This is a genomic window from Rothia sp. HMSC069C03 (assembly GCF_001811075.1).
GTDB classification, from domain to species: Bacteria; Actinomycetota; Actinomycetes; order Actinomycetales; family Micrococcaceae; genus Rothia; species Rothia mucilaginosa.
Map to the genome: position 1 here is coordinate 1 of NZ_KZ627117.1, position 17,675 is coordinate 17,675.

At 56.9% G+C, this 17,675-nt stretch carries 17 protein-coding genes and 1 tRNA gene; 8 read left to right on the plus strand and 10 right to left on the minus strand.

Features of this window, described 5'->3' with window-relative positions:
• Positions 1-204 precede the first annotated feature (204 nt).
• The 3 genes from HMPREF2779_RS00005 to HMPREF2779_RS09030 all read left to right on the plus strand — a co-directional run bounded on the left by HMPREF2779_RS00005 (position 205) and on the right by HMPREF2779_RS09030 (position 2,248).
• Entirely contained in the window at positions 205-753 is a 549-nt protein-coding gene (locus HMPREF2779_RS00005) for a GTPase (protein WP_070684527.1), read from the plus strand.
• A 178-nt stretch (positions 754-931) separates the two neighbouring features.
• On the plus strand, positions 932-1,957 hold the full coding sequence (locus HMPREF2779_RS00010) for a D-mannonate dehydratase (protein WP_233992147.1): 1,026 nt from the start codon (positions 932-934) through the stop codon (positions 1,955-1,957).
• Positions 1,958-2,248, plus strand: a complete 291-nt coding sequence (locus tag HMPREF2779_RS09030) for a hypothetical protein (RefSeq protein ID WP_233992148.1) — start codon at positions 1,958-1,960, stop codon at positions 2,246-2,248.
• A 23-nt stretch (positions 2,249-2,271) separates the two neighbouring features.
• On the opposite strand, the gene HMPREF2779_RS00015 is transcribed toward HMPREF2779_RS09030, so the two are convergent.
• Complete coding sequence (locus HMPREF2779_RS00015) at positions 2,272-2,904, minus strand: LysE/ArgO family amino acid transporter (protein ID WP_070684529.1); 633 nt, start codon at positions 2,902-2,904, stop codon at positions 2,272-2,274.
• 208 nt (positions 2,905-3,112) lie between these two features.
• On the opposite strand from HMPREF2779_RS00015, the gene HMPREF2779_RS00020 reads away from it, so the two are divergent.
• Both HMPREF2779_RS00020 and HMPREF2779_RS08905 read left to right on the plus strand, forming a co-directional pair.
• Complete coding sequence (locus HMPREF2779_RS00020; protein WP_105360497.1) at positions 3,113-4,030, plus strand: LysR family transcriptional regulator ArgP; 918 nt, start codon at positions 3,113-3,115, stop codon at positions 4,028-4,030.
• Between the two features lie 624 nt (positions 4,031-4,654).
• Positions 4,655-5,062: a hypothetical protein gene (locus tag HMPREF2779_RS08905; protein ID WP_141754857.1), complete on the plus strand. Its 408-nt coding sequence runs from the start codon at positions 4,655-4,657 to the stop codon at positions 5,060-5,062.
• Positions 5,063-5,139: 77 nt separating this feature from the next.
• Here the strand turns inward: HMPREF2779_RS08905 and HMPREF2779_RS00030 are convergent, their stop codons facing one another.
• Complete coding sequence (locus HMPREF2779_RS00030) at positions 5,140-5,454, minus strand: cell division protein CrgA (RefSeq protein ID WP_070684535.1); 315 nt, start codon at positions 5,452-5,454, stop codon at positions 5,140-5,142.
• A 159-nt stretch (positions 5,455-5,613) separates the two neighbouring features.
• Between HMPREF2779_RS00030 and HMPREF2779_RS00035 the strand changes: the two genes are divergently transcribed.
• Genes HMPREF2779_RS00035 through HMPREF2779_RS00040 form a run of 3 tightly spaced genes read left to right on the plus strand, consistent with a single transcriptional unit; the run spans position 5,614 to position 7,193 of the window.
• The gene (locus tag HMPREF2779_RS00035) at positions 5,614-6,363 is read left to right on the plus strand and encodes a class E sortase (RefSeq protein ID WP_005507387.1); all 750 of its coding nucleotides are present in this window, start codon (positions 5,614-5,616) and stop codon (positions 6,361-6,363) included.
• A gap of 20 nt (positions 6,364-6,383) precedes the next feature.
• The gene (locus HMPREF2779_RS08995; RefSeq protein ID WP_005508086.1) at positions 6,384-6,545 is read left to right on the plus strand and encodes a hypothetical protein; all 162 of its coding nucleotides are present in this window, start codon (positions 6,384-6,386) and stop codon (positions 6,543-6,545) included.
• A 15-nt stretch (positions 6,546-6,560) separates the two neighbouring features.
• Positions 6,561-7,193 carry an aminodeoxychorismate/anthranilate synthase component II gene (locus HMPREF2779_RS00040; RefSeq protein ID WP_049328052.1) on the plus strand — a complete coding sequence of 211 codons (633 nt, stop codon included), beginning with the start codon at positions 6,561-6,563 and terminating at the stop codon, positions 7,191-7,193.
• Positions 7,194-7,389: 196 nt separating this feature from the next.
• On the opposite strand, the gene pknB is transcribed toward HMPREF2779_RS00040, so the two are convergent.
• The 8 genes from pknB to HMPREF2779_RS00080 form a co-directional block, all read right to left on the minus strand.
• On the minus strand, positions 7,390-9,519 hold the full coding sequence (gene pknB, locus HMPREF2779_RS00045) for a Stk1 family PASTA domain-containing Ser/Thr kinase (RefSeq protein ID WP_105360499.1): 2,130 nt from the start codon (positions 9,517-9,519) through the stop codon (positions 7,390-7,392).
• Between the two features lie 41 nt (positions 9,520-9,560).
• On the minus strand, positions 9,561-11,318 hold the full coding sequence (locus HMPREF2779_RS00050) for a protein kinase domain-containing protein (protein ID WP_105360500.1): 1,758 nt from the start codon (positions 11,316-11,318) through the stop codon (positions 9,561-9,563).
• Positions 11,315-12,754, minus strand: coding sequence for a peptidoglycan D,D-transpeptidase FtsI family protein (locus tag HMPREF2779_RS00055; RefSeq protein ID WP_105360501.1), 1,440 nt, complete (start codon positions 12,752-12,754; stop codon positions 11,315-11,317). Before HMPREF2779_RS00055 ends, HMPREF2779_RS00050 begins: the two co-directional genes overlap by 4 nt.
• Entirely contained in the window at positions 12,747-14,210 is a 1,464-nt protein-coding gene (locus tag HMPREF2779_RS00060) for an FtsW/RodA/SpoVE family cell cycle protein (protein ID WP_070684547.1), read from the minus strand. Before HMPREF2779_RS00060 ends, HMPREF2779_RS00055 begins: the two co-directional genes overlap by 8 nt.
• Positions 14,203-15,975, minus strand: coding sequence for a PP2C family protein-serine/threonine phosphatase (locus tag HMPREF2779_RS00065; RefSeq protein ID WP_105360502.1), 1,773 nt, complete (start codon positions 15,973-15,975; stop codon positions 14,203-14,205). The genes HMPREF2779_RS00060 and HMPREF2779_RS00065 overlap by 8 nt, the downstream gene beginning before the upstream one ends.
• Positions 15,976-15,978: 3 nt before the next feature.
• Positions 15,979-16,443: an FHA domain-containing protein FhaB/FipA gene (locus tag HMPREF2779_RS00070; protein WP_005507379.1), complete on the minus strand. Its 465-nt coding sequence runs from the start codon at positions 16,441-16,443 to the stop codon at positions 15,979-15,981.
• Positions 16,443-17,309: an FhaA domain-containing protein gene (locus HMPREF2779_RS00075; RefSeq protein WP_070684551.1), complete on the minus strand. Its 867-nt coding sequence runs from the start codon at positions 17,307-17,309 to the stop codon at positions 16,443-16,445. Before HMPREF2779_RS00075 ends, HMPREF2779_RS00070 begins: the two co-directional genes overlap by 1 nt.
• Before the next feature lie 229 nt (positions 17,310-17,538).
• Positions 17,539-17,625, minus strand: a tRNA-Leu gene (locus HMPREF2779_RS00080).
• Positions 17,626-17,675 lie beyond the last annotated feature (50 nt).

The window sequence follows — 17,675 nt, forward strand, 5'->3', positions numbered from 1 at the left end:
GCGTTCACTGTATGGTTTTTGGATAACAATCCAATAGGCAATAAAAAGAGCCCGCTTGCGCGGGCTCTTTTGTTTTAACAGCTAAAGCTGGAAAGGGGCAGACCCATGCGGGTCTGCCCCTTTTTTGTGCCCTCAGACCCTTGTCTATGGCTCTGTCTACAAGGAAGAATGCTCTTCACAGACACACTGGGATAGAGTAGAACCATGCACTACCCCATGTTTTCCCACGCCCCAGAGCCAGTCGATCAGCATCACCAACACAACGGTGAAGAACGAACGGTAGCACTCTACGTAGAGAGCATACTGGAGCCTCACGAAACCTGGGCGGCACTGACCGAATACATTCACCTCTGGTGGCCCAGGCAGCTCCTACAGAGCGAGGAAAGCCATATCGACCTCTCCACCGAGCTACTGCTCGAAGAGACCGCAGACGGGGATATTATTCCTGTCGCACGCATTATCCAGTGCGAGAACGAAGACGTCCTCACCATCGCACCCTACCCGGGTACACGTCTGGGGCGGCTCATGGGCGTAGCTGAAGAATCAGAAGAAAGCCTGAGCTTCATCCTGGATGCTCTAGCCCCGGAGACTGCAGAAGGACCGTTATCCCTGCTCGAAATCAGTAGCGGTACCTACACGGGTCGTGAGGACGAGGAGCTAGGCATCTACGAGGAACAGGAAGAAGCAGCTGCCCTCCTCATGGGCGCCTACAGCCGCTTTATCGGAGCTGAACTCCAGCGAGAAGAACTATAGGGGCCTTCGGATAAAAGAGGTTCTCAACCCCTGTAGAGTGGTATGTCATGAGCGCACAGGACCAGAACACCCCGCAGCAGAAGGACGCACGCCCATCTGGGCGCGGCTGCGTGCTAAAGCCACTGCAGAAGCGGTGCAACCTCAGCATTACACCACTCAGCACTACAGCAAGGCTGACATGCTAAAGCAGAGCAATATCTGGTTCCGTAAACAGGGCGTGCCCCTCATCATTCCTGCACGTCAACGTGCTCTCGATGCGTTCCCACGCTCTGTACCGTGGATCCTGTGGGCTGGCATCATGCATATCTGCTATATCTTCCTGCGCGACCTTCTCCTCTTCGTCGTAGAGGACGTGAAAGGCTCCCTACCGGACTACATCAAAACTCTCACACGCGATAGTACCCTCAGCAACGAAGTGCTCCCAGTGCTCGTACTCGGTGGGATTTTCCTCATTATGCCGATCATCTCCGGTGTGTTCATTGCTCTTGCCCACGTGCTGATGGTCCGCTCCCCGCGGTGGGTTCAAATCACCACGGGTATTCTTACCGTACTTTCTGCTGGAATGCTCTTTACCGCCGGTGTCTTTGCATCCAACACCCTCGACGGCCTCGACTTCGTCTACGACGGCGGCCAAGTATTCCCGCTCATCGTTATCGGAATCTACCTCGCCATCTTCCTGGGCGTAGATACCGTACTCGGCTGGTCCCTTAAGCACGCCATCCACCAGCTTGCATCCCTGCCGCCCATGATCGCGAAAGTACTACCCGTACTCATGGTGTCCGTACTCTTTATCTTCGTGAACGCAGACCTCTGGAAGCTTGCCAACGGACTCAGCTTCCCGCGCACCTGGGCGGTTCTGGGCCTCATGGGGCTACTCGCCGTGTTCGTGGTCGTCACAACCTCCCTGGAACGCACAGCGCGCCTGCTGGGGCGCTCGAGAGGCGACGACATCGCACGCTTTAGCGACAACGACTACGAGCATGCCGCAGCCCTCGAAGGCGGAATCTGGAACACCGCCCAAGACTGGGTCGAAGAGAAGAAAATCCTCGAACACCGACCCCTCAAAATCGCTCCCTGGAGTAACCTCATCATCATCCCCATGATCGGGCAGATTATTCAGGCGACCTTCTTCATGCTGCTCGTCTTCGGATTCTTCATGGGTTTCTCGTCCATCGCCATTAGCGACACCACCATCGAATCCTGAATGAGCATCAAACCCGAACACCTCAAAATCCTCGGCGTAGACACCAACATCAACGCCGTCGTCATCAAGGTGTCCATGATCGTTGCCGTGTTCTCCGGGCTCAGCTTCGTTGCAACCACCAGTAGCGACGAAAAATACGCCCGAAGCTTCCTCAAGCCCATGATTGAGCGGATCAAGCACATCCTGATCATTCGCGATATCTACTTGGGTCTACTTACCTTGCCCAAAAATGAAGTGCTCATACCCCTCGAAGAGGAGAAGAGCACTGAAAAAGAGACTGACAAAGCATAAAGAGCCAAGTCAGGGGGTAAAAGTTAATGGGTCGACAGGTTCATCGTCAGCAGGTTGAACACCAGGTACGCCATCAGAAGAGCCGTCGCACCATCCAAAACGCGCCACGCTGAAGGGCGCGCAAAGAGCGGACGCAACAGGCGCGAACCATAGCCCAGCATCAAAAACCAGATCAGGCTACCGCAGCAGCAACCCAGGTAGTACCACCAACGGCCAGGATCGCCCTGGGCGTTTGCCAGCGAACCTAAAAGAATAGTCGTATCTAACCATGCCAGCGGATTCAAATACGTCACCGCCGCCGTGGTCAGCAGAGCCGCCTTCAACGACTGAGAATCGCCCTCCGCATCATCAACCACGATGGAGTGCGTAGTAAACACGCGGCGGCCAGCCTCAAAACCAAACCACGCCAAAAACGCCGCACCCACATAACGGAACACCTCAATAAACCACGGCGCCGCATCCAACAGGGCACCCAGACCCACAACGCCCAAGCCAATCATCAGAGCATCCGACAGAATGCAGAAAATAATAATCGGGGTAATGTGCCGACCCAAAATACCCTGACGCAGCACAAAAGTTCCCTGGGCGCCAATAGCCGCCACCAAAGAAATCGTGGTGGTAGCGCCCAGAAACAGCAGGGAGAGGGATGCGGACATCGTGAAACTTTCTATGTTGATCAAACGGGGTATGAACCCGCGTACGTAGTGGCGGGTAGCGGCTCTCTTACTACCAGCTTGCCAGGCAAAAGCTCGTGATGCAGGGATAAAGCCTGCGTTAGCGGAAGTGTGAAGTGCCAGAGACGAGAATACGGGAAAAAGGACCCTAAATCTATCTAAATATTTTCACACTGCGTAAGATATTCTTATGACACGTTTCAGTACCGACCAGCTCACCACTTTCGCCACCGTCATTGAATACGGCACCTTCGACGCGGCAGCAGATATCCTGCGAGTGAGCCCCTCCGCCATCTCCCAGCGCATCAAAGCCATGGAACAGATCGCCGGAAAGGTCCTGGTACGCCGAAGCAACCCCGTCACCCCCACCGACGCCGGACAAAGCGTACTGCGCATCGCCCGACAAAGCGAATTCCTGCAGCAAGAAATGGAACGCGAACTCATGGGTGCCGGCGGCTTCCAGAGCATCTCCGTTGCCGTCAATGCCGACTCACTCGCCACCTGGTTCATCGACGCCGTAGGAACCCTCAGCCGCGAAGACAGCATCTTCTGCGACCTGCGACGAGAAGGTGAATTCCACTCCTCCGCCATGCTCCGATCCGGAGAAGTCATGGCAGTCATCACCTCCAAACCCGAAAAAATCCCCGGCTGCTCCGTCGAAACCCTCGGCGTGGCACGCTACTGGTGCGTTGCCACCCCTGACTACGTACAGCGGTACCTACCCGGCTGGCCCAAGACCACGAGCCACGAAGAGCTCAATCATGCCCCCGTTGTCGAATACGACCGTAAAGATTTTGTGCAGGATATAGCACGAGCCCTCATTGAAAAAGAGGTAGGTCTAGAGGCTGAAGAAACCTTTATCCAAAGCCCCACCATCTACATTCCCTCATCTCCGGACTATGCGCGAGCCGTCAGCTCCGGTATTGCCTGGGGCCTCATTCCTGAGGCACAATGCGCCGAAGAACTCGAAAGCGGGCACCTCGTGAAGCTCGCCGCAACCCCCGTAGAATTCCCCCTCTACTGGCAGCGGTGGAATATCAACTCGCCCGTCATGGAGCCCGTAACCCGCCGCGTCCACGAAGCGGCGCGAGGCGACCTGATCTACTAGAAGAGGATGACTTTGGTGAGCTTTATGGAACGTCACCAGGTGGCCCTCTACCTTGGCTCCATGATCGTGGGAGCTGCCTGCGCGGGTTTGAACGGGTGGAGTCACGCTTCTGAACAGCTCGTGCCTTATGCGCTTGGCGCGCTACTGTGGAGTAACTTCGCTCTCATGCCCCTGGCCGGCATGAATGTTGGTCAGCATAAGATGCTTGTGCGCACGGTCGTGCTGGCGGCTACCCTTGGAACCCCGATTCTAGTTGCGCCTCTGGTCTCCCTCTTTATCCCTGAGGGAGGCCCCGTTGCTCTAGCTACAGTGATTGTTTTGCTGGCTCCATGCGTGGATTACGTGGTGGTTTTTACGTGTATTGCCGGAGGGGAATACCGAGGTTTGCTAGCGGCAACACCCTACCTGCTCGGCGCCCAGCTTATATTTATTCCTATCTGGACTAGTATATATTCTTATATAGGAATAATAGATATGAGGGTGGCGGGAGAAATTTTCCCCCTCCCCGCTGAAAGCTACCTCAGCCTCACACCGCTCATCGCACCTCTAGTAGCCGCCTACCTCGCGCAACGCTGGTTAACCCGCTCACCGCAGCGCCAACAAACCTACGAACGCCTACGTAGTATGAGCGATACCGCGATGATTCCCCTCATGTGCCTACTTCTTGCCCTCATGTGCTCCGCCTACACCCCGGCGGTACTGAACGAAACGCAGCTCATTCCCCGACTCGCCGGACTCTACCTTACCTACGCTATCCTCGCAGGAGTCGCTGCATGGCTCCTTAGCAGAATGATGAGCCGACCGGAACGTATCGCCGTAACCTTCAGCGCCGTCACCCGCAACGCCCTCATCATCTACCCCGTCGTAGCGCTCTGTGCACAACGCCTGGCGCACAGCGGGAACCCCGAAGCAAAGCTCATGAGCGCTACCGTACTCACCCAAACCCTCACCGAACTGCTCAGCATGGTCGCCATGACCGCGATCTTCCGGACAGCGCTTCAGAACAGAAAAAGCGCCGCAGAGGCTCCCTAACCCCCTAGCTCCAAACGTAGAGAGGCGGCCGCCCCACACGGGACGGCCGCCTCTCTATAAGCTCTAACGTCTAAACTCTAGCGCCAACGAGTCATCATCAGCATGCTCACCATCATGGCGCCCACACCAACACTCACATTCCACATACCCAAATCAGGAATCGGGAACAGGCCCTGCGTAATGTAGAAAATAATAATCCACAGAATGCCCACCGCCAACAGCGAGAACATAATCACGCGGTACCACAACGGAGTCTGCTCCTTCAGCTGCGTGCCGCTCTCCATCTCACGAGCAATCTCACGCAGACGCAGCTCGCTCGCATCCTCCACCTCAGACTTAGCAGACTTCTGAGACTTCTTCTTGGACGATGCCTTAGCCGAGTTGGTCGACATACTTCCTCCGCTTATTGTTGTATGGGTAACCTAAAAATATATGTTCACACCTATCTTTGCAGACTTACGGGATGATTTCACCTTCTCCGTGCGTTGAAAGATAAGGAACGCCACCCGGCGCCCAAGAACATACACAACCCAAAGGACAAAGGAGAACGCATGAGCCAAGGAACGGCACCCACCGCAGAGCGCCGCCCCCGTACCGTGCTGCACTGGATTATCCAGATTACAGGCGAACTCCTTATTACCGTCGGCCTGCTGCTACTGCTCTTCGTCGCATGGCAGCTCTGGTGGACCAACATCGACGCCGACCGCACCCAATCCCAAGCCGTCAGCACCCTCGTCCAGGAATTCGACTCCAACCCCGCCGAACCCCTCCCCAACTGGGATCCCAACACCCCTCCCGCAGGTCTGAGCGAACCCGGCCACGGCGAAGTCTTCGGCGTCGTCTACATCCCCAAGTTCGGATCCGACTACCAGCGCCCCGCCACCCAGGGCACCAGCTCCGACGTGCTCGACTCCCTCGGACTCGGCCACTACGAAGGAAGCGCCATGCCCGGACAGGTGGGCAACTTCTCCCTTGCCGGCCACCGCCAAACCCGCGGTAAAGTCCTCAACGACATCGACCTGCTCACCGAAGGCGACCACATCTACGTGCGCACCAAAGACGGCTACTACACCTACACTGTCTACAGCCACGAAATCGTGCAGCCCGACCAAGTAGAAGTCATCGAACCCGTCCCCGGACAGCCCGGCGTAGCACCCACCGAGCGCCTCCTGACGCTCACCACCTGCCACCCGCGCTACGGCGACACCGAACGATACATTGTCCACGCCCGCCTCGAATCCTGGCGGCCCGCCGCAGCCGGAGCGCCCGCAGAGATTGCCGCCTCCGTAGCAGGATCCTAAACTCAGAGAGGAAAAGCAAGATGTACGCATGGATTTTCCGCCACCTTCCCGGCCCCCTGTGGGTTCGCATCATCATCGCCATCGCGCTGATACTCGCCGTAGTCTACCTGCTCATGGAATTCGTCTTCCCCCACTTCGCAGAGTACGGCCCCTTTAACCTGAACGTCACCATCAACCATTAGCGCTAAGGACGTGCCATGACCCGCATCCTTGTCATCGACAACTACGACAGCTTCGTCTTCACCCTCGTCGGCTACATCCAGCAGCTCGGCGCTGAAACCACCGTCATCCGTAACGACGAATACGAACTCGACGCCGTTATCAAGCTCGCCGAAGAACACGACGGCGTGCTCGTCTCCCCGGGCCCCGGCGCCCCCGCAGAAGCAGGCGTCATTATTGACACCATCCGCTGGGCAGCCGAAGCGAAGAAGCCTCTGCTGGGCGTATGCCTCGGCCACCAGGCCATCGCGGAGGCATTCGGCGGCACCGTCACCCACGCCCCCGAACTCATGCACGGCAAGACCTCCCGCCTCGTGCACGAGAACGTCTCCGTATTCAAGGACGTGCCCAACCCCTTCACCGCGACCCGCTACCACTCCCTGGCAGTCGTACCCGAAACCATGCCCGAGGTCCTGGAAACCACCTCCACCACCGATAACGGCATCATCATGGGTCTGCGCCACCGTGAAGCCCCCATGCACGGCGTGCAGTTCCACCCCGAGTCGGTCCTGACCGAAAGCGGATACCTCATGCTCGGTAACTGGCTCGAAGAAACCGGTCTGCAGGGAGCCGCAGAGCGCTCTAAGAGCCTCTCACCCCTCATGGCTTAGTAACTTTAGCTTGGATTGCCATCAATGGCTTATATCGCCTCCAGAAGCCCCGTAGCAGGCATGCTACAGGGAAACTGGAGGCGATAACTCTACTCCCTCGCACACTTCCTACCCCGAACCCAGGTACACAAAAAGGGGCGGCACCCCACACCCAACGGTGTGGAGCGCCGCCCCTTTTGCTAACCGCTAGAACCCCTTAGCGGGCGTTAGCGTTTGTGTTGTTCGCATTGGTATTCGCGTTAGTACCCTGAATCGTACGGGTACCCGCAGCAGTGGACGCAGCCGGTGCCGGAGTAGCCGTAGCGGTAGAACGCTGCTGGTTCTGGTTACCGGTCGCCGCCGCAGGCTGAGTAGCCTGCTGGTTAGCCGCGGTAGAACGCTGCTGGTTCTGGTTACCAGTAGTAGCGTTCTGGTTACCGGTCGCCGCCGCAGGCTGAGTAGCCGCAGTAGTCGGAGCGGTCGTCTGAGTCGGAGTAGCAGCTACACGGATCGTCACAGTGCTGTTCTGAGCCACCAGAGTACCCGCCGCAGAGCTCTGCGAAAGCACAGTGCCCGCAGGACGCTCGTTAGTCTGAACAGTCTCAATGTTGGTGTTCAGCAGAACATCCTGAGCGGTCAGAGCAGCAATCGCCTGATCCTTGGTCAGACCCACCAGCGAGGGGACCTTCACCTTACCGGAAGACAGGACAATGTTCACGGTGCTACCAGCCTCAACGGTCTGAGCCCCCTTATCATCGGTCGAGTCCTTCTCAGGGGACAGCTCCACAACCATACCCGCAGGAACGGAAGCGCTCTCCACAGTGGAGACGCGGCCATCCACCAGACCCAGGTCCTTCAGAGCGTTACGGACATACGCCTCACTCTGACCCTGCAGGTTATCCGGCAACTTGACCTTCTCCGGACCGCTCGAAACAGTCACAACCACGGTCGAGCCCTTATTAACCGTAGAACCGACACCCGGCTCAACGTTGATAACGTCGCCCTTCTTGATGTTGTCCGAGTAGCCCTGACGGTACTCCACCACGAAGCCTCGGTTACGCAGCTGGTTATCGGCATCATCGCGGGAAACATTCACCACAGCCGGAACCTGAACCTGCGGAACCTCATTGAGCTTGTTCTGGTAGTACAGAACCGAGCCGACACTGAAAACCAGCAGAGCTACAATCAGAGTACCCACAAGGAAACGAACCCACGCACGCTTACGCGGCGAAGACTCATCGTACTCTGCGTACTCTTCCTCGTCATACAGTTCCTCATCGTCTTCATACTCGAAGAAGCCGTTGAGGCCGCCGTCTTCCACCGAAGCCTCAGTAATCGAGGTGGTGTACGGGGCGTAATCCTCACCCAGGGAAGCAGTAGTCGCCGAAGGAACAAAAGCAGTAGTCATCGCTGCATCCTGAACCACGGTCTCTTCACCCGGGCGAACAACCGACGCCAGAGCCTGAGCGAACTCAGCAGCACTCTGATAACGCTCATCCGGGTTCTTCGCCAGACCCTTCAGAATCACAGCATCCAGACCAGCAGGAACCTCAAGCGGGGTGAACTTGCTCGGAGGCTCAGGGGCATCCGAAAGATGCTTAGCCGCCAGATCAACATTCGACTCAGCGTCAAACGGAGAACGACCAGCAATCATCTCGTAAATCACGCAAGCAGCAGAGTACAGATCGCTACGGGCGTCAACATCCTTGCCGCTCACCTGCTCAGGGGACATGTAGCGTGCGCTACCCATCACCACATTAGCCTTGGTCAGCGCCTCGCCAGCTTCCTCAATGGCACGGGAAATACCGAAATCCATGACCTTAATCTGGCCCGGCTGACCCTTAGCGATATCCTCGCTGGTACGCTCCAGCACCATAATATTCGCCGGCTTAATATCGCGGTGAATGATGCCCATCGAGTGGCTGTATTGCAAAGCACCCAGCAGCTGCTCGGAATAACCCAAAGCATCACGGACCGGCAGATGACCGCCACGGGATAGGATGGAACGCAGAGTATGACCCTCCACGTACTCCATCACGATATAAGGAATAGCGGTGCCCTCTTCCGAAGAAGCAGACTCCCCACCATCCTGCGAAGGGTTATACGAACCGGTGTCATAGACAGCAACAATCGCAGGATTGTTCAGAGACGCCACAGCCTCCGCCTCACGCTTAAAGCGTGCGCGGAACGTATCGTCCTGGGCCTGCTCCGGGCGCAGAATCTTAAGCGCAACCTTGCGGCCGAGGCGAGTATCCTCGGCAGCATAAACGGTTGCCATCGCACCGGTACCGATTACCTCGAGTACCTTGTAACGGTTATCAACCGTGTCGGGAACCGACAGGTCCATAAGTTCTCCTGGATCACTAAAACTAAATCAAAATGTAGGGGCTAACGCGCCGACGCGGAAGCGGAAGCAGAAGCCGACGCAGACGGTGCAGCAGAAGCGCTCGCACTCGAACCCCTACCCGAACTGGAAGAGGCCACATACATGTCTACATTACTACCAACCGTGACCTTGGTGCCAGATGAGGGGGTAGTACGAAGCACCGTACCGGGGGCCGCCGTGTCCGAATTCTCATAATGCAGAGAAACATTCACACCCAGAGCGGCAACAGCCTTCGACGCCTCATCAACGTTCTTACCCTCAAGGTTCGACGGCAGAGTCACCGACTTCGGACCGGTTGAATAGCGAACAGTCACGCTATTACCCTGCTCCAAAGTACCCGTCGGAGAAACCGAAATCACCGTGTTCTCCGGCTGAGTAGACTCAACACCCTCAGTCTTGGGGGACAGACCAAGGTTCTTCAGCTCGTTCACTGCATCCTGCAGCTCGCGACCCTCATAGTTAATCGCGTTGATGGTCACCTTCTGCTTTGCGGCACGGGCAGAAGCAGACTCAGTCGGCTCCACCGTCGAAACGGTACCCGTGTTCGTCGGAACAACAGACGAAGAAGCGCTCGGAACCGAATCAGTCGAACCGCCACCATTATTGGAGGAGAGGACCGTCCAAATACCACCAGCAATCAGCACAATCGCCAACAGCAGCGCAACCCACATCCACACGTTCGGTCCACGCTTAGCCGGAGGAGCAACAGCAGCCTTCACACGACCCGAAGCCGGACGTATGGTCTGCTCACTCGTACGAGGAATAGGTGCCGTCGTCGGCTCCGGCGAAAAACGACCACCAGAACCAAAACGCGGAGTAGCAGAAGCGCTAATCGGCTCCGCCGCCACATCCATCGCAGTCATAGCGACAGTAGAGTCGTCAGCATTCTCCTCAGCCAAGAACTGCGCCAGCGGAGGAACAGCCTTCACCGCTGCCTTCAGATCGCGGCGACGAATCGCATCCACCGCAGACGCCAGAGCGGTCGCATCCTTAGGACGCTGAGCCGGGTCCTTTGCCAACAAGCACATGATGAGCGCACGAGCAGCAGCCGGAATAGTTTCCGGAAGCGGTGGCGGCGGATCATTCACCTGAGCCAAAGCAATCGCAATCTGCGACTCACCCGTAAACGGACGACGACCCACCAGGCACTCATAACCAATAATGCCTAAAGAGTACATATCCGAAGATGCGGTAGCAGCCTGACCGGTTGCCTGCTCCGGCGCCAAATACTGGGCGGTGCCCATCACCTGGCCGGTAGCCGTCAACGGCACCTGATTAGCCAGACGAGCAATACCGAAATCAGTCACCTTCACGCGATCATCCGGGGTGATGATAAGGTTACCCGGCTTCACGTCACGGTGCACCAGACCCTGCGAATGAGCCGCAGCCAACGCGCGAGCAGTCTGAGCAATGAAGTTCAGAACACGGTCCGGCGGCAGGGTAGTCTCGTGCTCAATGATGCTAGAGAGTGGATTACCCGGGACCAGCTCCATGACCAGATACGCGGAGTTGTCCTCCTCGCCGTAGTCGAAAACATTCGCCACGCCGGGGTGGTTCAACAGCGCCGTATTGCGGGCCTCAGCGCGGAAACGCTCCAAGAAACCCGGGTCACCGGTGTACTCCTCCTTGAGGATCTTGACCGCAACGATGCGTCCAAGCACCTTATCGCGAGCTTTCCACACCTCGCCCATACCGCCAATCGCGATACGTTCGGTTAGGGTGTAGCGCCCGCCCAAAGTGATATCAGCCGCAGGCCTCACTTGTTCAACACCGCCTCAAAGAGTTGCTTACTAGTACTGGTTGCCAACTGGGCACCGGTTGCCACGTCAATATCCTCATAAACCACAGCAATCGCAATCTGAGGATCATCAGCCGGAGCAAAACCGGTAAACCAAGAATTATTCAAACCTGCCGTCGTCTCCGCGGTACCGGTCTTACCCGCCACCTTCACACCGGGGACACCAGCGTTGCGTGCAATACCATTATCAACCGAATTGACCATCCACTGCTTGACCTGGTTAGCAATTTCAGGACTAGTGGACGTACGCAGCTTCTCAGGAGAGAACTCCTGCAAAGTGCTCAGGTTGCTGGTCTTCACCGAACGAATCAGATTCGGCTTCATCTGCACACCGCCATTCGCAATCGCCGCAGACATCATAGCCACCTGCAGCGGAGTGGTCTTCACGTCATACTGACCAATCGCCGACTGGGCCAACTGGCTCTGCGTCAGATTTGACGGGAAAGAAGACTTAGAAACCCTCAACGGAATCTTCAAATCCTGGCCGTAACCAAAATTCTCTGCAGTTTTCGCGATACGCTCCTGACCCAAATCCATCGCAATCTGCGCAAAAGGCGTATTACAGGACTGAGCCAAAGCCCACTCAATCGTCGCCTGAGTGCGGGTTCCACACTGACCGCCCGTATAGTTCGGCAGGCTAATGTTCGTGCCCGGCAGCGGCAACTGTGCGGGGTTCGCAATGACCGAAGATGCGTTGTACTTGCCGGACTCCAGCGCCGCCACCGCATCAATAATCTTGAACGTCGAACCCGGCGAATAGGTGTTACCCGCAATCGCACGGTTGAACAGGGGGCTGTCCTCATCAGAAGTCAGCGCCTGATAATTCGCCAAAACCGAAGAGCTCGTATGAGCCGACAGAAGATTCGGATCATAGGACGGCGAAGAAGCCATCGCCAGAATCTCACCGGTCTTCGGGTTCATCGCCACCATAGCGCCCTTACGGCCCCGCAGAGCGCTATACGCAATATCCTGAAGCTTCGAATTAATCGTTAGATCCACGCTAGCGCCCTGCGCAGAAGAACCACTGAACAGCTGCGCCACACGGTCGTAGAACTGGCTATCACTCGTGCCGGCAAGCTCCTTATCCATAGCAGCTTCCAAACCGGTCGCACCATAAATCGTGGAGAAGTAACCCGTCAGAGCCGCGTACTTGAGCGGGTGGTTATACACACGCTGGTAGTTGTACTCATCATCAGACTTCACCGACGAAGCGATCTCCGTACCGTCAACCACGATTGAGCCACGTGCCGAACCGTAATTATCGTAGAGAGCTCGGGAATTCCACTGATTATTCATCAGAGTCTTCGAATCGAAGAACTGAATATAGCTGAGGGTGCCCATCAGCAGGACAAACACGCACGCGGCAGACATCCACATGCGGCGAATAGCCCTATCCATTCTTCTCACCTCCAGAATCCTTAGCCGTAATACGCGCCAGAACGCTAGTAGCACCCTCCGGCTCGTAGCTAGTGTCCGCATGGTCAATACCCTGAGGAGCATCATAACCAGCCACCAGGTGAGGTGCGCGGGCACTATGAGAAATAGACAACCACAGCGCCACAATAATCCAGTTAGCCACCAACGAGGAGCCACCGGCAGACATGAAAGGAGTCGTCAGACCAGTCAGCGGAATCAGGCGAGTCACACCGCCAATCACCACGAACAGCTGCAGAACCATGACCGTAGACAGACCGGCAGCCAACAGCTTGCCGAAACCATCACGAGTACCCAACGCCGCACGGTAACCGCGCGAAACCAGGAGCATGAACATCATCAGGATGGCACCCAGACCCACCAGGCCCAGCTCCTCACCCAGGGAGGAAATGATCATATCCGAGTTAGCGTACGGGACGAGGTTTGCGCGGCCCTGACCCCAACCGCGGCCAAAAAGACCGCCGTAAGCCAGACCAAAAACGCCCTGCAGAATCTGACCCGAACCACCAGGAGACGCCTGGTAAACCTCAGGTTCAAATGCATGCACCCACGCATAAATACGGGCGTGCACGTGCGAGACATAGTGGTACGCAAAATAGCCACCCACAGCTATTCCGACACCCGCAACTACCAGCCAAGAAACCCTGCCTGTCGAAAGGTACAGCATCGCCATGAACAGGCCAAAGAACATAATTGCTGAACCAAGGTCCTTCTGGAACACCAGAACACCCAGGCTCACAATCCACGCCAAGAACACCGGCGCCAAATCACGCAGACGCGGCAGGTTGATAGGACCGATGCGGCGGCCAGCCACCAGAATCAGGTCACGGTGCGTCGCCAAATAGCCGGCGAAGAAGATCGCCAAAGTAATCTTCGCGACCTCACCCGGCTGGAATGTGCGGTTACCGATATGAATCCAAATACGAGCACCATTGAGCTCCATACCCAGACCCGGAACCAGCGGCATGATGAGCAGAATCATCGACAGCACCAGGGAGGTGTACGTGACCTTACGCAGCAGACGGTAATCCCTGAGCACAAACACGATAATCGCGCACAGCACCATAGACACGCCGGTCCACATCAGTTGACCATCACCCACCGGAGCCGCAATTTGCGGATCCAGACGATAAATCATGGTCAAACCAATACCGTTCAGAGCCACCACCAGCGGCAGAATAAACGGATCAGCGTAACGGGCGCGGAACTGCATGACCAGGTGAATCAGAAGAGCACCGGCACCCAGCACCACCGTGCACGGTAGCCACTGGCTCTTCGACGTATCAAAAGCGTGCTCCGGATTAATCAAGTACATGCCGAAGGAACTGATACCCACCGCCAAAACCAGCAGGAAAAGCTCCGTAAAACGGCGTGCACGAGGCGCATCCGACTCACGGCGGAACGAGAAGAACTTAGCCATTGTTCTCACCGCTCTCTGCAATAGGCGCGGAGGAAACCGTAGCCAGCTCAGGAGCCGGGGACGCCGAATCAGAGCCCGGTGCCCCAGAGTTCGGAGCCTCACTGGGCGTCTCAGAGCTCGGGGAAGCAGAAGCCGAGGCAGACGCGGAAGCAGACGCAGCGGCCTGCTCCGCCTTCTCACGAGACTGATCCGCCTGAGTCTTCAAACGAGACACAATCTGATGCGCGTCCTCTAGGTCCTTCGCCGTAATCGCATTACGCAACAAAGAACGAGTATGATCGCTCAGCTCACTCGTCTGAATATCGGTATTCTCCACCACGTAAGAAAGGCGAATCGGACCCAACGCATGCGGAATACCGTTGTACACTGCAACCGTGCCGTCACTCTCACCCACATAGTAGCTACGCTCCACATAGCGCAGACCAGTCCACGCAACCAGCGTCAAAATAGCCGCAACCAGCAGAGTAATGAACAGGCGAATCGACCACGACCGCGGGCGCGAACGCTCAACAGTATCCTCAGCGATCAGCTCCTCCAGCTCAGCCGGCAGGGTCGCCTCATCAGACTCCACCTTCAAAGGCACACGCTGAGCCACCGTCGCACGATGCTCTAGGGTACGAGAAGTAACCGCCGGAATCATGCCGGTCTCAGTAGCCACCGAAGCGGCACCAACCAGCTGATGCGGGCGGGAACCCAATTCGCTACGCAAAATCGCAGCATTCGTAAGAGCCGCATCCACGGCGTTATCGTACGTACCGATATGGTGACGCACCGCCCCAGAACCACTGTGCAACAGGGTTCCAGAGAAGTCACGAGCACGACGGAAACGGCGCAACGACCGACGATAACGCTCCTCAGAATCCTCATCATGGTGCGCGCCCAAAATAGCCTCAGCAGCCTCAGCGGTGGCAGCAACCTCGGGAAGCTTCTGAGTGTTCGTGCTGACCTCCTGCTCCGCCACAATCGAATCAGGTAGGGCAGACTCAGGCAGGCTCGAAGGACCCACCGGCTCATCCACCGGCAGAACCTCACGGTCAATCACCTGCAAGGACACAACCGTCACGTTATCCGGCGCGCCGCGCTCCAAGGTCATCGCAATCAGAGTGTCAGCGATCTCAGACAGGTCATCGGTAGAACGCATCACCTGCTCAATCTCCGACAGGGACACCACAGCATCCAAACCGTCCGAAGAGAGCACCCAGCGCTCGCCGGGAACAGCGTCCAGAGTCTTCAACTCCAGCTCGGGGGAGGCATCAACATCACCCAGAACGCGCATAATCACGTTCTTATGCGGGTGGTTCTCTGCCTCCTGCGGGGTAATACGACCCTCATTGAGCAAGCGCTGCACAAACGTATGGTCAGTAGAAATCTGCTCAAACTCACCATCAGCGCCCGGACGCAGACGATATGCCCGTGAATCACCAATATGGGCGAACTCAATGCAATCACCATCAATCAGCAAGGCAGTACAGGTCGTACCCATACCCGCCAGCTGAGGGTCATTAGCGGCCAGCTCATTAATGATCAGGTTCGCGCTCTGAATCTCATCAGCCAGATAAACGCTACCGGTACCATCCTCAAAGTCAGGGTGGTCAAGCGGGGTCAAATTCAAAACCGTCGTAGCCGACGCAACATCGCCGCCCACGTGACCGCCCATGCCATCAGCAACGACAGCAAGGAAACGACCACCGTAGCCGGAGTCATCATTCTTCGAGCGTTTCAGACCCGTATCAGAGCGGGCCTCAAAACGAAAAGCGATCTTCATACACTAGCCCCTCAACTGCATGGTGGTACCGCCAACGCGGAAATCATCACCGGGCTCAATCGGGGTCGCACGAGTCAGACGCTCGCCATTGACGAACGTGCCATTAGTAGAATTCAAATCCTCCAGGAACCAGCGGGAACCCTGAGGGAACAGACGCGCATGGCGGCCCGAGGCGTAATCATCCTGCAGGGACACCTCAATGTCATTAGCGCGGCCAATAGTAATCGGGTGGTCCCCCAACTGCATCATCGCGCCAGCCTGCGCCCCCGCAGTAATCACAAGCTGTGAAGGACGAGTCGGCGGAGGCGCAATATGGGTAGCCTCCGGAACCGCATCAACCGGTGCCGCACGATAGTTCTTACCCAAACCAAGGTCACGGCGAGCCGCCGAAACCACCAGGAAAACAAAGAACCAAATCAGAGCCAGAAAAGCGTAACGAAGGATAGTAACGGTCAATTCAGACGCCATTAACGGACACCTCCGGTCGAACTATGGAAGATGATGCGGGTATTACCCATGCGAAGCAGAGAACCGTTCGCCAGCACCACCGGCGCACGCAGAGGCGCACCATTAATCAACGTGCCGTTGGTAGAACCCATATCGGAGGCGACCACCGCACCACCCTGCATCGAAAGCTGCAGGTGACGGCGAGAAACACCCTTATCGTCCAGACGAAAATCAGCATCAGAACCGCGGCCCAGCACAAACGGCAGGTGGTTCACCGGGTGCATGCGACCCTCAATCTCCAAGAAGAAACGGGGAGCACCCGCCGCAGGAGGCGGTACTGGCATGCCCGGGCGACCCACAGGAGCCTGCTGAGGCGCAGGGCTGGGTGCAGGCTGAGCCGGCTGGGCAGGCGGCTTCGTAATGCGGGTCGGCAAAGAAGACTCACGCGGCGGACGCACCGGCGCGTAGTTAGCAGCGCCGCGCAGAGACGAGGACGCGGGAGCCTCCGGCACAGAGAACGGCTCGAAGGTTGCAACAACCTCAAACTCGCCCTCAGAGAGAGAATCAAGAACGTTGAACGTCACGCGAACCGCACCAATCAGGGTGTAACCCTGCGCGCGGGCGTGCGAAATCGCCAAATCGCACAGCTCAACAGCGAACGGGTTGCCCCACTCGCGCACGCGAGGGAAATCAACCGGTGCGAAACGGAGAGTATAGACATTAGGAGCCATAGTGCGGCCACTGCCGTCCACATAGGACTCGTCATCCATCATGATGCGGACGCGGTTAGCAACATCCGCCTTCGCAAAGGTGCCGAAGCCCTTGGAAAGGCCGACAGTGCGACCGATGCCTTGCTCCAGCTTGCCCAGCTTGTCGAAAAACTTCATGCCGCCTCCTTCTCAACGACCATTCCGAGCAACAGACCGCACAAACGGTCTTTATCCGAAAGGCTCAGTTTAACGAGCGTGTCTGTGCGTTAGCTGTGTGCCCTGTGAATGAACACACCCGATTCTATTTTAGGTGATGCACTTGCCCATCGCTCTGGAACCCCGTCATTTAGCGGGGAATTGGTTATGGATATGAAAAAATCCCCGGTTCTTTCGAACCGGGGATCGTTGGTGCGCGAGGGGGGAGTTGAACCCCCACGCCCTCACGGGCACACGGACCTGAACCGTGCGCGTCTGCCTATTCCGCCACTCGCGCATGTGTCTTACGATGTGTCACCGCAGGCAACACATAAAACTATACGGACT